Source organism: Rhodococcus sp. AG1013, assembly GCF_003350365.1.
In the GTDB taxonomy this organism is placed as follows: domain Bacteria; phylum Actinomycetota; class Actinomycetes; order Mycobacteriales; family Mycobacteriaceae; genus Prescottella.
In genome coordinates, this window is sequence record NZ_QQAT01000004.1 from 254,549 (window position 1) to 269,065 (window position 14,517).

16 protein-coding genes are annotated in these 14,517 nt (G+C 69.0%); 8 read left to right on the plus strand and 8 right to left on the minus strand.

Going from position 1 to position 14,517, the window contains the following annotated elements; genetic code table 11:
• Position 1 precedes the first annotated feature (1 nt).
• A complete protein-coding gene (gene hrpA, locus DEU38_RS08230) occupies positions 2-3,967 on the minus strand; it encodes an ATP-dependent RNA helicase HrpA (RefSeq protein WP_114719873.1) in 3,966 nt (1,321 codons plus the stop codon).
• 73 nt (positions 3,968-4,040) lie between these two features.
• On the opposite strand from hrpA, the gene DEU38_RS08235 reads away from it, so the two are divergent.
• Together DEU38_RS08235 and DEU38_RS08240 are read left to right on the plus strand one after the other, a co-directional pair.
• Positions 4,041-4,715 (plus strand): Pr6Pr family membrane protein, encoded by a 675-nt coding sequence (locus tag DEU38_RS08235; RefSeq protein ID WP_114719875.1) that lies wholly within the window; start codon positions 4,041-4,043, stop codon positions 4,713-4,715.
• Positions 4,716-4,767: 52 nt separating this feature from the next.
• Positions 4,768-5,994: an aspartate aminotransferase family protein gene (locus DEU38_RS08240; RefSeq protein WP_114719877.1), complete on the plus strand. Its 1,227-nt coding sequence runs from the start codon at positions 4,768-4,770 to the stop codon at positions 5,992-5,994.
• Positions 5,995-6,000: 6 nt separating this feature from the next.
• Here DEU38_RS08240 and DEU38_RS08245 read toward each other — a convergent pair whose 3' ends face one another.
• Positions 6,001-6,249, minus strand: a complete 249-nt coding sequence (locus DEU38_RS08245) for a hypothetical protein (protein WP_114719879.1) — start codon at positions 6,247-6,249, stop codon at positions 6,001-6,003.
• 17 nt (positions 6,250-6,266) lie between these two features.
• Between DEU38_RS08245 and DEU38_RS08250 the strand changes: the two genes are divergently transcribed.
• From DEU38_RS08250 to DEU38_RS08260, 3 genes are all read left to right on the plus strand, one after another.
• Positions 6,267-6,959, plus strand: coding sequence for a hypothetical protein (locus tag DEU38_RS08250; protein WP_114719881.1), 693 nt, complete (start codon positions 6,267-6,269; stop codon positions 6,957-6,959).
• 355 nt (positions 6,960-7,314) lie between these two features.
• Positions 7,315-7,902: a transglycosylase family protein gene (locus DEU38_RS08255; RefSeq protein WP_114719883.1), complete on the plus strand. Its 588-nt coding sequence runs from the start codon at positions 7,315-7,317 to the stop codon at positions 7,900-7,902.
• Positions 7,903-7,972: 70 nt separating this feature from the next.
• Positions 7,973-8,227, plus strand: a complete 255-nt coding sequence (locus DEU38_RS08260) for a hypothetical protein (RefSeq protein WP_114719885.1) — start codon at positions 7,973-7,975, stop codon at positions 8,225-8,227.
• An 8-nt stretch (positions 8,228-8,235) separates the two neighbouring features.
• On the opposite strand, the gene DEU38_RS08265 is transcribed toward DEU38_RS08260, so the two are convergent.
• Complete coding sequence (locus DEU38_RS08265) at positions 8,236-8,823, minus strand: dihydrofolate reductase family protein (protein ID WP_114719887.1); 588 nt, start codon at positions 8,821-8,823, stop codon at positions 8,236-8,238.
• Between the two features lie 71 nt (positions 8,824-8,894).
• Here DEU38_RS08265 and DEU38_RS08270 point away from each other — a divergent pair, with 71 nt between their 5' ends.
• Entirely contained in the window at positions 8,895-9,467 is a 573-nt protein-coding gene (locus DEU38_RS08270) for a TetR/AcrR family transcriptional regulator (protein ID WP_114719889.1), read from the plus strand.
• A gap of 12 nt (positions 9,468-9,479) precedes the next feature.
• On the opposite strand, the gene DEU38_RS08275 is transcribed toward DEU38_RS08270, so the two are convergent.
• The 3 genes from DEU38_RS08275 to DEU38_RS08285 form a co-directional block, all read right to left on the minus strand.
• A complete protein-coding gene (locus DEU38_RS08275; RefSeq protein WP_114719891.1) occupies positions 9,480-10,160 on the minus strand; it encodes a PhzF family phenazine biosynthesis protein in 681 nt (226 codons plus the stop codon).
• Between the two features lie 85 nt (positions 10,161-10,245).
• The gene (locus DEU38_RS08280; RefSeq protein ID WP_114719893.1) at positions 10,246-10,773 is read right to left on the minus strand and encodes a carboxymuconolactone decarboxylase family protein; all 528 of its coding nucleotides are present in this window, start codon (positions 10,771-10,773) and stop codon (positions 10,246-10,248) included.
• A gap of 3 nt (positions 10,774-10,776) precedes the next feature.
• Complete coding sequence (locus DEU38_RS08285; protein ID WP_114719895.1) at positions 10,777-11,364, minus strand: peroxiredoxin; 588 nt, start codon at positions 11,362-11,364, stop codon at positions 10,777-10,779.
• A gap of 195 nt (positions 11,365-11,559) precedes the next feature.
• On the opposite strand from DEU38_RS08285, the gene DEU38_RS08290 reads away from it, so the two are divergent.
• Positions 11,560-12,492 carry a LysR substrate-binding domain-containing protein gene (locus DEU38_RS08290; RefSeq protein WP_114719897.1) on the plus strand — a complete coding sequence of 311 codons (933 nt, stop codon included), beginning with the start codon at positions 11,560-11,562 and terminating at the stop codon, positions 12,490-12,492.
• A 13-nt stretch (positions 12,493-12,505) separates the two neighbouring features.
• On the opposite strand, the gene DEU38_RS08295 is transcribed toward DEU38_RS08290, so the two are convergent.
• Positions 12,506-13,276 carry a LysR substrate-binding domain-containing protein gene (locus DEU38_RS08295; protein WP_114719899.1) on the minus strand — a complete coding sequence of 257 codons (771 nt, stop codon included), beginning with the start codon at positions 13,274-13,276 and terminating at the stop codon, positions 12,506-12,508.
• A gap of 62 nt (positions 13,277-13,338) precedes the next feature.
• Between DEU38_RS08295 and DEU38_RS08300 the strand changes: the two genes are divergently transcribed.
• Complete coding sequence (locus DEU38_RS08300) at positions 13,339-13,770, plus strand: DUF5997 family protein (protein ID WP_114719901.1); 432 nt, start codon at positions 13,339-13,341, stop codon at positions 13,768-13,770.
• Positions 13,771-13,847: 77 nt separating this feature from the next.
• Here the strand turns inward: DEU38_RS08300 and DEU38_RS08305 are convergent, their stop codons facing one another.
• Positions 13,848-14,504, minus strand: coding sequence for a DUF4203 domain-containing protein (locus tag DEU38_RS08305; RefSeq protein WP_114719903.1), 657 nt, complete (start codon positions 14,502-14,504; stop codon positions 13,848-13,850).
• Positions 14,505-14,517 lie beyond the last annotated feature (13 nt).

Genomic DNA, 14,517 nt, shown 5'->3' on the forward strand with positions numbered 1-14,517 from the left:
GCTACCGCCGGATCCCGTCGATCGACTTGAGTACCCGCTTCTCCGACACGGGAATCGCGGTGCCCAGTGACTGTGCGAACAGGCTCACCCGCAACTCCTCGATCTTCCACAGGATCTCGTTGACGTCGTCGTCTCCTCGGCGCTCCTCCGGCAGGGCCGAGAGCATCCGGTCGTAGGCGGAGTACACGCGATCGAGGACATCCATCCCCGCCTGGTCGCGTTGCGCGCTGCCGGGCAGCGACTCGAGCCGCAGCGACGCCGCCGCCAGGTACCGCGGCAGGTCCTTGAGTCGCCGGGAGCCGAGTTCGGTCACGAACCCGGGGAACAGCAACGACTCTCGCTGCTCGCGCACGTCGTCCGCGGCCTCGCCGACCGATCGTTCGAGGATCACCGACAGACGATGTGCCTCTGCGAGCGCAGGAAGCAGCAGGTGAAGCAGCCGTGCGACACGGGTGGCGAGCTGCGCGCGGACCTTCCCGGTCAACGTCTCGAACGCGGCGGGATCGAGCACGGGGCCGCCGTTCTCGGCGATCAGCTCGTCGACCGCGCACGCGCGACAGTCCTCGAGGAGCGCGTCGAAGCTGCCGTCCGGGTTCTGGCCGAGCGCGAGACGGTCGGCGTTGCTCATCCCGTTGGTCACCGACTTGGCCTGCGTCGGAACAGCGTTCAACAGCAGCCGGCGGGTGCCGGCCCGCATGGCGGCGCGCTGCGCGGCCGGCGTGGTGAGCACCCGCACCGCGACGCCGGAGTCCTCCGGCACCAGCGCCGGGTAGCCGGTCACCTTCTGGCCGCCCAGGGTCCGGGTCACCGACGACGGCAGCGTGCCCAGGGTCTGCGCGGTCCAGACCGGTGCCGGGGCCCGTTCTGTGGTCGAGGTGGCCTTGGCGACCTCCACCTCGACCCGCGGTGCCAGGGACCGGCGCAGCGCGGCCAGGCTCTTGTCCTTGCCGAGGACCTTGGCCTTCTCGTCCACCGCCGCGAACGTCATCCGCAGGTGCGGCGGCAGCGACGCTACGTCGAAGTCCGTCGGGTCGATCCGGCACGAACCGAGCCGCGACAGCTCGCGCGCCATCGCGTGGATCAGGGACTCGGATCGCGGTTTGACGGCGGCGAGCGCGGCCGCGGCGAAGTCCGGGGCCGGCACCACCTGGCGGCGGAGTTGTTTCGGCAGCGTCTTGATCAGCGCGGTGACCAGCTCGGTGCGCATGCCGGGCACCAGCCAGTCGAATCCCACCGGGCGCAGGCCCGCGAGCAGCGCCACCGGTATCCGCGCGGTGACGCCGTCGTTCTCGGTGCCGGGCTCGAACTGGTACGTCAAGGGGAACTGGATGTCGCCCTGACGCCACGCGTCGGGGTAGTCGCCCTCGAGTACTGCGGCGGAGTCGGCGTTGACCACCGTGGCGGTGGTGAAGTTCAGCAGATTCGGATCCGAGCGTCGCGCCTGCTTCCACCACGTGTCGAAGTGCTTGGCGGACACCGCCTCCGGACCGACCCGCTGGTCGTAGAACTCGAACAGCGTCTCGTCGTCGACGAGGATGTCGCGTCGTCGGGCCCGGTGTTCGAGTTCCTCGACGTCGTCGAGCAGCGCGCGGTTGGCGTGGAAGAACTTGTGCTGTGTCTGCCACTCGCCCTGCACCAGTGCGTGCCGGATGAACAACTCCCGCGATGCCTCGGGGTCGATCGTGCTGTAGGTGACGGGTCGTCCGGTGACGAGCGGGACGCCGTAGAGGGTGACCCGCTCGTACGCCATCGCACACGCCCGTTTGGTGGACCAGTGCGGCTCCGAGTACGTGCGCTTGACGAGGTGCGGGGCCAGCTTCTCGGCCCACTCGGGTTCGATGCGGGCGGCCATCCGCGCCCACAGTCGCGACGTCTCGACCAGTTCGGACGCCATCACCCAGCGCGGCGGCTTCTTGAACAGGCCGGAGCCGGGGAAGATCGCGAACCGGCTGCCGCGGGCGCCGAGGAAGTCGCGCTTGTCGCCCTCGCGCAGCCCGATGTGCGAGAGCAGGCCCGCGAGCAGCGACTGGTGGATCGACGTCTCGGACGCCGTCGCGGCGTCCGGGCCGCCGGAATCGCCCGGCTCCCAGCCGAGTCCGCGGGTGATCTGACGGAGCTGGCCGTGCAGGTCCTGCCACTCGCGGATCCGCAGCCAGTGCAGGAACTCGTTGCGGCACATCTTCCGGAACTGGTTGGAGCTGAGCTCTTTCCGCTGTTCGCGCAGGTACTCCCACAGCTTGAGGTAGGCGAGGAAGTCGGAGTTCTCGACGGCGAAGCGGGCGTGCTTCTCGTCGGCGGCCTGCTGGAACTCGGCGGGGCGCTCGCGGACGTCCTGGATGGACAGCGCGGACACGATCACCAGCATCTCGCGGAGGCAGCCGTTGCGGTGCGCCTCGACCAGCATGCGCGCCATCCGCGGATCGACCGGCAACTGGGCCAGTTCGCGGCCGGTCGCGGTGAGCTGCGGGCCGACGGGCTTGTCCCGGGCTGTCTCGGTGTCGGCGTCGACGCGGCGCTGACCGGGTCCGGCGATGGCGCCGAGTTCCTCGAGCAGCGCGACGCCGTCACGGATCGCCCGCGGATCCGGTGCCTCGACGAACGGGAACGCCTCGATCTCGCCGAGCCCGAGGGCGGTCATCTGCAGGACCACCGACGCCAGGTTGGTGCGCAGGATCTCCGGCTCGGTGAACGCGGGCCGCGACTCGAAGTCGTCCTCCGCGTAGAGGCGGATGCAGATTCCGTCCGCGACGCGACCGCATCGTCCGGCGCGCTGGCGGGCCGACGCCTGCGAGATCGGTTCGATCGGCAGGCGCTGCACCTTGGTGCGGACCGAATAGCGCGAGATGCGGGCCGTGCCCGGGTCGATGACGTAACGGATGCCGGGCACCGTCAGCGACGTCTCGGCGACGTTGGTGGACAGGACCACGCGCCGCCCGGTGTGGGGGGAGAACACCCGGTGCTGTTCCGCGGCCGACAGCCGGGCGTACAGCGGCAGGATCTCGGTGTTGCGGTACTTGCGGTCCCGCAGGGCGTCGGCGGTGTCGCGGATCTCGCGCTCGCCGGACAGGAAGACCAGGATGTCGCCGTCACCCTCGGCGGCGAGTTCCTCGACGGCCTCGCACACCGCGTCGACGGGGTCGCGGTCGAAGGTCTGCTCGCCCACCTCGACGGTGAGCGGGCGGTAGCGCATCTCCACCGGGAACGTCCGGCCCGACACCTCGACGATGGGTGCCGGCACGCCGTCCACCGCGAAGTGTTCGGCGAACCGCTCCGGGTCGATGGTGGCCGAGGTGATGATCACCTTGAGGTCGGGGCGCCGGGGGAGCAGCTGCTTGAGGTAGCCCAGGATGAAGTCGATGTTGAGGCTGCGCTCGTGGGCCTCGTCGATGATCAGCGTGTCGTACCGGCGCAGCATCCGGTCGCGCTGGATCTCGGCGAGCAGGATGCCGTCGGTCATCAGTTTGACCAGCGTCGAGTCGGACACCTGGTCGGTGAAGCGGACGGTGTAGCCCACGGTGTCGCCCAGTTCGCGTCCCACCTCCTCGGCGATCCGCTCGGCGACCGTGCGGGCCGCCAGGCGGCGAGGCTGGGTATGCCCGATCATGCCGCGGATGCCGCGACCCAGTTCCATGCAGATCTTCGGGATCTGCGTGGTCTTGCCGGAACCCGTCTCGCCGGCGACGATCACCACCTGGTGCGATGCGATCGCGGCGGCGATGTCCTCGCGGCGCTGCGTGACCGGCAGCGCTTCCGGGTACGTGATCGGCGGGACCTGCGCCCGGCGGCCCTCGACGCGCAGCTCGGCGGCGGAGATCTCGTCGGCGAGTGCGGCGAGCGCGGACGGGGACTTGGCGCGGTCGAGGCGTCGGCGAAGGCGGTGCTCGTCGCGGAGGGTGAGGGCACCGAGCCGCTTCCTCGCCTCGCGGCGATCGAACCCGGTCTCGGCTGCTGATGGTGTTGTCGACATGCTCCGCACAGCCTATCGAAGCGTGCAACGGCAATTCCGGCTGGAACCGCCCGGGGCGTGCGAACATACGCGCATGACCGCCGTCACACCGGGTCCCGCGATCCGGCGGACCCACCCGATCGTTCGCGTGCTGCGGATCGTGTTCGCCGCCCTCGGCATCGTCGCGCTCGCGTGGATTCCGCTCCGCAACATCGACGAACCGACCTTCTCCGTCGCGAACTACTTCAGCTACTTCACGATCCTGAGCAATGTTCTCGCGGCGATCGTGCTGCTGGTGGGTGCGGTCCGTGACCCGCAGGACACCCGATGGCAGCTGGTTCGCGGCGCGGCGACGGTCTACATGGTGATCACCGGCATCATCTATGCGGTCCTGCTCGCGAACGTCGACGTCATGCTGCAGGACCGGTGGATCAACGACACCCTCCACCGCATCCTGCCACTGGTGCTCTTCCTCGACTGGATCGTCAACCCGCCGCGGGTCCGGATCACCGATCTGCAGTCGCTGAGCTGGCTCGCGTTCCCCGTCGTCTACGGGGTGTACACACTGATCCGGGGACCGATCGTGGACTGGTATCCGTACCCGTTCCTCGATCCGCGCGAGCAGGGATATCTCCAGCTCGCCGTCGGCCTGGTCGTGCTGCTCGTGGCGATGACCTTGATGGCGCTCGCGGTCAACGCCTCCGGACGATTGGGCCGGCGGTGGCGCGGTCTCGGCGGCGACGAGCCCGATCCGGTTTCCGTGGCATAGTCGCGGAAAGCGGCACACGACCGGCAAGCACGATCGAAGGGGTAGAGCGCGGATGAGTGGAGCACTGTGGCACGGGTTCGCCGACATGGGGGCGGTGCAGCGCGACGGCGCGTTCGTCGTCACCCGCGGTGAGGGCGCGTACATCTGGGACGACGCGGGGACCCGCTACCTCGACGCCACCGCGGGACTGTGGTTCACCAACGTCGGGCACGGCCGCACCGAGATCGCCGACGCCGTCGCCGCGCAGCTGTCGAAGATCGCGCACTTCTCCAACTTCGGCGACTTCACCTCCGACACCACGGTGGCCCTCGCGGAGCGTCTGGCCGCGATCGCGCCGGTTCCCGGTTCCAAGGTGTTCTTCACCTCGGGTGGCTCCGACTCGGTCGACTCCGCCGCGAAACTCGCCCGCCGGTACTGGACCGAGGTCGGCCGGCCGTCCAAGACGCTGATCGTGGGCCGGCAGAAGGCGTACCACGGCATGCACGTCGCGGGCACCGCACTGGCCGGGATCCCGGTCAACCGGGAAGGCTACGGCGACCTCATGGCCGACGCCCGCACCGTGGAGTGGGACGACGCGAAGGGACTGCTCGGGCTGATCGAGCGGGAGGGCGCCGACAAGATCGCGGCGTTCTTCTGTGAGCCGATCATCGGTGCCGGCGGCATTTACCTGCCGCCCGAGGGGTACCTGAGCGAGGTCCGCGAGATCTGCCGCGAACACGACATCCTGTTCGTCGTGGACGAGGTCGTCACCGGCTTCGGCCGGATCGGCGGGTCGTGGTTCGCCTCGACGCGATTCGACCTGCAGCCGGACATGATCACCACAGCCAAGGGACTCACGTCGGGGTACGTGCCGATGGGTGCGGTGTTCGTCGCGCCGACCGTCGCGGAACCATTCTTCGGTGGGGGAGTGTGGTGGCGGCACGGGTACACCTACGGCGGCCACGCCGGGGCCGCGGCCGCGGCCATGGCCAATCTCGACATCGTCGAGCGCGAGGACCTTCTCGGGGAGTCGAAGCGGCTCGAGGCGTCGCTGCACGAGCATCTCGCCCCGCTCGCGGAACATCCCCGGGTGGCGGAGGTGCGCAGCGGCATCGGTGCCGTCGCTGCGGTCCAGCTGGTCGATCCCGCGGAGGCGTTGCCGTTCGTGAAGACGTTGCGCGAGTTCGGGATCTCCGGCCGCGCGGCCGGTCAGGGTGCGATGCAGTTCTCGCCGTCGTTCGTCATGACCGACGAGCAGGTCGCCGAGATGGCGGCCGGGGTCGCCAAAGCGCTCGGCTGATCCGGCTCAGCGGCGGCGCAGCACCCGCGACAGCCGTTGCCGCAGTGTCGGTTTCGTATCGACGAGTTCCACCACGGTCCGGTCCGCGGCCGCCGACGCCTGTGCGAAACGGGTGTGCAGGCGGTCGCGGACCTCGTCGGGTGTGTATGCGCGGCGCTGTCGTTCGGCTCGTACCGCCAGTGCGCCCGTGGCCGCGACCCCGAGGGCGCCGGCCAGTCCGAGGGCCTTCCACAGATGTCTGCTGTCGATGCGCATCGCTCTAGGCTAGGCGGATGACTCGGCGGATGCATCCATCACAGGTCAGCCTCGACGACGCGGTGGAAGCGACCCGCACGGGCGACATCTGGATCTTCCGCGGTCACACCGGCGCCGACCGCGCGATCCAGACCCTGACGAACAGTCCCGTCAACCACGTCGGCATGTCCGTCGTGCTCGACGACCTCCCGCCGCTGATGTGGCACGCGGAGCTCGGGCACTCGCTGCAGGACATGTGGACCGGGAAGTTCCAGCGCGGTGTCCAATTGCACGACCTGCGTGCCGCCGTTCAGGTGTGGGGTGCGCGCTACGGGCAGCGCGGCTGGCTGCGTCAGCTCGCCGGCCCCGTGACCCGTGAGCAGGAGGACGCCCTGCTGCGGACGATCGCCCGCCTGGACGGCACCCCGTTCCCGTCGACGGCGAAGCTGGCGTCGCGTTGGTTCGGCGGCCGGCTGCCGTCGTTGCGGTCGCGCGGCGGCGACCGCGAATCGGGTGCGGGTCTGGAGAGCGCCTACTGCGCGGAGGTGGTGGCGTCGACGTTCGAGGCGATGGGCCTGCTGACCGGCGATCGCAGGACCAATTGGTACGACCCGGGCCGATTCTGGAGCGGCGACCGACTGCCCCTCGCGCACGGTGTCGAACTGGGGGACGAGATCGAGGTGCTACTCAGTGCCGCCGATCTCGCGGCGGGGGACCTCAGCCGCGGCTGATCCGTGTGACCCACGGCACGAATTGACTATGACGGTAATCACATAACGAGTGGATAACGACCGGTCTGCCGAGTTGCGGACACGCCGAGGGGTTCTGCGGAAACGTCGCCGACGGCCTTCGTTACCTGGACGTCCGTACCGAAATCGCGGACCGTGACCTTTTCGTGACCGTCCCCTAGCGTCGTGTCCGGCTCGAAACAAACGAGCCACGCCGGTCCGCCGCTGCACGATCCTGCCCCGCGGTCCGGACACCCGAAACCTTCGAGGGGGCAGGGGTGAGGCGGATGGAACTCCGCCCGACCCGGTCGGCGCGAGAGCGCCGTCTCACCCGCAGGAGCGGAGAGGATTCACCCGTATGACCAGCTTCACGATCAAGCGCGCCCTGGGCGCAGTCGTTGCCACCGGCGCCGTCGTCGCCATCCCGCTGGCGATCGGCACCGGTACCGCATCGGCTGCCGGCAGCCACGACTGGTCCGGTGTCGCCGAGTGCGAGTCGTCCGGCAACTGGGCGGCCAACACCGGCAACGGCTACTACGGCGGCCTGCAGTTCTCCCAGAGCACCTGGGAGGCGTACGGCGGCACCGGTAGCGCCAGCAACGCTAGCCAGGCCGAGCAGATCCGCGTCGCCGAGAACGTTCTCGACGGCCAGGGTGTCGGCGCATGGCCCGTGTGCGGCCAGTACCTCACCGGCGGCAGCACCCCGGGTGGCTCGGTCGAGTCCATCGCTCAGCCCGCCCCGGCTCCGGTCGTGTCGCAGGCCCCCGTCCAGCAGCAGGTGAACGACTGGGCGCAAACCCTGCCCGCCGGTGTCGGCTCCTACGTCGTCCAGTTCGGTGACACGCTGTCGCAGATCGCCGCGAACCACGGTGTCTCGCTGGCGAACCTTGCCGGCCAGGTCGCCAACCCCGATCTGATCTTCCCGGGGCAGACGCTCTCCCTCTGATCGGTCTCGTACCGAACTGCTCACAGAGCTCGCAGCCCCGCCGGTGTCCCCCTCCCGGCGGGGCTGTGTCATGTTGCGGGACTTGCTGGTGCTCGCCACCTCGCTCGGCGCCGGTGCTGCCGACGCGACACCGTGGAAGTTCGGTCCCATCTATCGAGGCGAGTTCTCGGGGGAGGGGGCCGAGTACCTGTGCAACAAGGCGCTGCTGCTCGAGAAGGCCTACCGGGCGGTCGTCATCGAGCCCTGTGCATACGATCCGGCCGAGGGCGTGTGGTACCGCGTGGTGTTCGCCCCCGAGACGGCCGGCTTCGGTAGCAGCAGCTGATCGCTCGGTCAGGCGTTCGCGTTCGGTGTTCGGCTGAACCACGACACGCTCGCGCCGTTGTCGAACGACGTGAGGTCCGTGCGCGTGAAGGCCGTCGGACGGAACGGGCCCGCGAAGGCCGGTAGTCCGGCGCCGCCCACCACCGGGTAGCTCTTCACGATCAGTTCGTCGATCTCGGGTAGTAGCGCGCCGGCGAGTTGACCGCCGCCGGCGAGCCAGATGTCGAGCCCGTCCTCGGCCTTGAGTTTGCGGACTGCCTCGACCGGATCGTTCGACACGAGCTCCACCGCTGGGTCGGGGATCGTCCCGAGCGTCGTCGAGACCACGAGTTGGCGCAGGTGGGCGTACGGACTGGTGATGCCGACGGCGAGCGCGGGCTCGTAGGTGCCGCGCCCCATGATGATCGTGTCGAACGCGCGATTGGGTGCGTCCTGGAGTCCCGCCTGGTGGCGGATGTGTGTCGGCACTGTCTCGGGGTAGCGCTCGTTGATCCACGCGGCCATCGAATCGGAGAGCGGGTAGAAGTCGACCTCGCCGCCGGGCCCGGCGATGTATCCGTCCAGGGAGACCGCGACGTAGTACACGAGCTTACGCATATACAACTCCGTCCGTAGTACTCTGAGTGAAGTGGTGTAAAAGTTAGTACTACAGATGGAGTGGTGTCAAGGTGCGGCGAAATCCGGAGCGGCGAGCAGCGTTGGTCGACGGCGCGATCGAGGTCCTGGCGCGGGAGGGTGCCCGCGGACTCACCTTCCGTGCGGTCGACGCGGAGGCGCAGGTGCCGGCGGGTACCGCGTCGAACTACTTCGCCAACCGGGACGACCTGCTGACCCAGGCGGGGGCGCGGATCTACGAGCGGCTCAAGCCCGACGACGCGACGATGGACCTGAGTCTGCGTGGGGCGCACGACCGAGAGCACCTCACGGCGTTGATGAAGGAGACGGTGGGGCGGGTGGCGGCTTTCCGCACCGGGTTTCTCGCGCTGCTCGAACTCCGGTTGGAGGCGACCCGACGGCCCGATCTGCGCGCAGTCCTCACCGAACGCGTCCGTCAGGATCTCGACTTCAACATCGCCAACCACGTCGAGTCGGACATGCCGGGGGACCCGACGACCGTGACGCTGCTCTACATGGCGTTGAACTGGCTGATCGTCGATCGACTCACGTTGCCGGAGTTGTTCTCGGACAAGGAGATCGACGACCTCGTCGATGCCGCCGTCGATCGGGTGCTACCACGGTGACCGGTGCGCGGCTCAGGCCGTGATCGTGCGTTCGGGTCGTACCCGGCCGCCGACCTCGACCCAGCCGTCGTCGCCGAACGTGGTTCGGATCTGGGAGCCCCGTCCCTGCTTGATGAGAAGTGAGCGACGCAGGTGGGCCGTGATGTGGACTGCGGCCGAGCCGGTGGCCTCGTCCTCGGGCACGCCGAGCCCGGGGGCGAACATCCGGGATCGGATCCGGCCCTCGAATTCGTCCTCCCACGCCCAGACGTAGTGGTGGCCGGCGGTGAAGTCGTGGGCGTGGGCCGCGAGGACGTCCGCGACGTCCGGCATCGGGTACAACGCGAAATCGGGTGCCCAATCGGCCCGCGCGCGTACCCAGGTCGCGCCGTGTCGCTCGCACGTGGCGACCCGGCCGGCGGGCACGTCGAGAGCGTCGACGCCCCGGCCCTGCTCGTCGAGCCACCACGACAGGCCGACGGTGGGATGTCCGGCGAAGGGGAGTTCGGCGGCTGGAGTGAAGATCTGCGCCCGGGCGGCGTCCGCCCCCGGGTCGGGGAGGTCGACGAAGATGGTCTCGCTGAACCCGAGGTGTTTCGCGAGTGCCTGCCGTTCGGAGAGACCCACGGAAGCGGCGTCGACGATGCCCAACGGGTTCCCGTGCTTACCGTCGGGGTCGGTGAAGACGCGGACGACGTGGACCTCGATTGCCATGGGGCCCAGATTAACTCCGGAGACGACGGAAGGCCCGGTACGCGACGTGAGTCGTGTACCGGGCCTTCCGTCGAACGGGGACCGATCAGGCGAGCGTCTCGCTCGCGACGACGGACTGGGCGACACCCTGGAGAGTCGCGGCGACCTTGACGGCCTCCCAGACCTGCTCCTTGGTGAGGCCTTCCTTGCGCACGACGGCGTCGTGGGCGGCGGTGCAGTCATGGCAGCCGTTGATCGTCGACACGGCCAGCGACCACAGCTCGAAGTCGGCCTTCTCGACACCGGGGTTGCCGATGATGTTCATGCGAAGACCCATGCGCACCTGGGCGAACTCGTCACCGAGGAAGCTCTTGGCGCGGTAGGCGACGTTGTTCATACCCATGATCGATGCGGCACCGAGGGCGGCGTTGTACGCCTCCGCCGACAGCACGTCGGCGGCCTCTTCCGCGATCTCCTTCAGCACGGTCGCCGACTTGGTGGCGGCCGCGCAGGCGAGGAAGGTGCCCCACAGCTGCTGCTCGTTGAGCTCCGTCGAGCGAGCGAGGGAGCTCAGGTTGAGCTTGAGATCCTTGGCGTACTCGGGAAGCGAGTTCTTGAGGCTCTCGACCGACATGGGTCAGACACCCTCGGTCATGAGAGCGCCCGCGTCGATGGTCGGGTCACCCTTCTTCCAGTTGCAGGCGCACAGCTCGTCGGACTGCAGGGCGTCGAGGACGCGCAGGACCTCGTCGACGTTGCGGCCCACGGAACCGGCCGTGACGGACACGAACTGGATCTCGTTGTTCGGGTCGATGATGAAGGTGGCGCGGTCCGCGACGCCGTCGGCGTTCAGGACGCCGGTGGCCTCGGCCAGCTCACGCTTGAGGTCCGAGAGCATCGGGAAGGGGAGGGTCTTGAGGTCCTCGTGCTGTGCACGCCACTGGAAGTGGACGAACTCGTTGTCGACCGAGGCGCCGAGCACCTGGGCGTCGCGGTCCGCGAACTCGTCGTTCAGCTTGCCGAACGCGGCGATCTCGGTGGGGCACACGAACGTGAAGTCCTTGGGCCAGAAGAAGACGACGCGCCACTTGCCGGCGTAGTCGTCGCTGGTGACGGTGGTGAAGTAGTCGTCGGGCTGCTTGGCGTCGACCTTGGACAGATCGCCACCGATCACGGCGGTCAGGTTGTATGCCGGGAACTGGTCGCCGATGGTCAGCAGAGCCATGTGTCGTCCTCCTACTTGATTTGTGAACATCTGTATGCGCAGGCCACGCACCGTGGATCGGTGGTGGGCGCTACCTCGAGCGGGTCTGCGGTGGCTCTCGTTCGAGGCTCCGTGTCCTGCGCTCTTCGGTATGACTCCATAGTGCCCGAAACCTTTCAAAAGGTAAAGGTGATAGGTGGCACTACACTGATAGGTATGGCTGATGGGACTTATCAACCGACACTGTCACAGCTGCGTGCCTTTGTCGCGGTGGCGGAGTATCGCCACTTCGGCACGGCCGCAGCGCGTTTGAGTGTGAGCCAACCCACACTGTCGCAGGCGCTGGCGTCCCTCGAGAACGGTCTCGGAGTTCAGCTGATCGAACGCAGCACCCGGCGTGTCCTGGTGACGGCGGCGGGGGAGCAGTTGCTGACCCAGGCCAAACTGATCCTCGACGCCGCCGACGGATTCGTCGCCGCGGCCGCCGGGGTCGGCGACAAGCTGGTCGGGCCGCTGCGCCTCGGACTGATCCCCACCGTCGCGCCCTACGTGCTGCCGGCGTTGCTGCCGGCGCTCCGCGCGAAGTTCCCGGCCCTGGTGCCGCAGGTGATCGAGGACCAGACGGCGCGACTGCTCGACGCGCTCCGCACCGGCGCCATCGACGTCGCGGTGCTGGCGCTGCCGTCGGAGGCTCCGGGGCTGATCGAGATTCCGTTGTATCGAGAGGATTTCGTCGTCGTGTTGCCGAGGGAACACCCGTTCGCCGGCCGCGACGACATGCCACTCGACGTCCTCGACGAACTACCGCTGCTACTCCTCGACGAGGGGCACTGCCTGCGCGATCAAACGTTGGATCTGTGCCGGTCCGTCGACGCACACCCGCTGTCCGGCGACACCCGGGCCACCTCGCTCGCGACCGTCGTGCAGTGCGTCGCAGGCGGATTGGGGGTCACCCTGGTCCCGGACTCGGCGGTACCCGTCGAGACCCGGCGCGGCGACCTCGCCACGGCGCGGTTCGCGGCACCGACCCCCGGCCGGACCATCGGACTGGTGTTCCGCGTCTCGAGCGGGCGCGCGGACGGCTACCGGCAGCTCGCCGAGTTGCTTCGGGACGCCGCTCCGGCGGGAGCGGTGACGGCGGCGTCGTGACGCGGGCGGGCCCTCAGCGGCGCTTGCGCCCGCCCGGCTTCGCCTTGCTGCCGGGCTTGCCACGCCGCGAATCCTTGGCGCGTGCCTTGCCGGACGTGGGGGCGGACTGCTTCGCGGTGCGCGGCGCAGCCGCCCGGGGCGCCTTGTCCTTGGTCCGCGGCGTCTCGTGCGGGTTGGGTCCGCGCGAGCTGTTGGCGGTGCGTCCGCGGACGATGCCGATGAACTCCTCGACCAGTTCGGTCGTGCGGTCGGTGACCCAAGACAGTGCAACCTCCGACTCGGGCGCGCCTGCCACCGGCCGGTACGTCAGATCCTTGCGGTGGTGCAGCCGGGCGAGGGACTGGGGCACGACCAGGACGCCGACGCCCGCGGCGACCAACTCGATCGCGTCGCCGGTCGAGGCGGGACGGTCCAGGGCGGGCCGACCGGGCAGCTGATCCCAGGTGATCGGGGTGTCCAGCGGATCCAGCACCAGTTCCTCGGCGAGGTCGGACAGCGCGATCTCGTCCGCGGCGGTGAACACGTGGTCCTTCGTCACCACCACGACGGGCGTCTCGGCGTACAGCGTGATGGCGCTCAGGCCGTCGCGGTCGATCGGCAGCCGCACGAGCGCCGCATCCGCGCGATCCTCCCGCAGGGCCGCGGTCGACTCGGCGGCGGTCGACGCCACCAGCTCGAGCGGGGTGTCGGTGATGCGTTCGTTCCAGATGCGGACCCACTTGGCGGGGGTGACGCCGGGGACGTACGCGAGCCGGAACGGTCGGGGATCAGTCGCCTCTGTCACTCGGCAAGGCTACCTGCAGCGGTGGGTGCAGCCGCGCAGCGCGTGCTCGTTACCCTTGACGTATGACGTCGCAGAAGACCCCCCAGACGATGAAGCCCGCAACCGCGGCGAAGAAGCTGGGTGTGTACCTCCAGGCCACCCCCGCCGAGTTCCAGGACGGCGTGGTGACCCGCGACGAGCTCAGCGAGTGGCAGACCAACCCGCCGGCATGGCTGACCGAACTGCGCGCCAACGGTCCGCACCCGCGTCCCGTCGTCGCCGCCAAGCTGGGTGTGTCGATCTCCGGCCTCACCCGCGGTGGCATCGAGGACGCCCTCACCACCGAGCAGATCGAGGCGCTCCTGGCCGATCAGCCCGACTGGCTCGTCGCCGAGCGCGCCAACCTCGTCGAGGTCCGCAAGGAAGAGAAGCGGGTCAAGGAACTGCAGGCCGTGCGGCGCGAGGAGTCCAACCGCAAGCCGCGCAGCGCCGGTCCGTTCAAGCCGAACGCGTAGGGCGTCTCGTCGGGCTGTTGCTGCGCTCGCCTCTCGGCGGATGTCGCAGTAACAGCCCGACGTCGTCTTCGGACCGGTCAGGTGTTCGAGGGGACGGACGGTGCGGAGGTGTGGCGCCACTGGTCGCGAAGCGACCGCTCCCGTCCGAGCATCCGGGACTGCGCGACGACGCCGGCGACGACGAGCGCGACGTACATCGCGTACCACCACCAGTCGTCGGAGATGGTCGTCGTGAGTGACGCGTGGTCGAAGTCGGCCGTGTCGACGGCCCCGGCGAGCAGCATCACGCCGCCCACCATTGCGACCGCACCGCCGAGGACGCTGACGACCACGAGCAACACCGCGGGCAGATCGACGGCGAGCGTGAGGACTGCCAGCGCCACACCGAGGATCACGCCCACCAGGACGACAACCCAGTTCCAGGTCACGCCGACCGCCACCATCGCGGCCGTGCCGAGAGCGAATCCGACGGACGCCATCGCCAACGTCACCGCCACCGCGTAGTACAGGTAGGCCAGCACGGCGAAGAGCAGCGCCACCAGGATGCCGACGATCCAACCCAGTGCGGTGGCGAAGTAGCCGTCACCGGTGATCGCGGAGACCAGGCCGGCGCCCAGGTTCAAACCCGCGAACGCACCCCAGAGCGCGATCACGAACCGCATGGCGGCCGTACCGCTGAAACAGAACACCGCACCGACGGCGATGGCCAGGATCCCGATCACGATGTCAGACATGCCGAAACCGTAC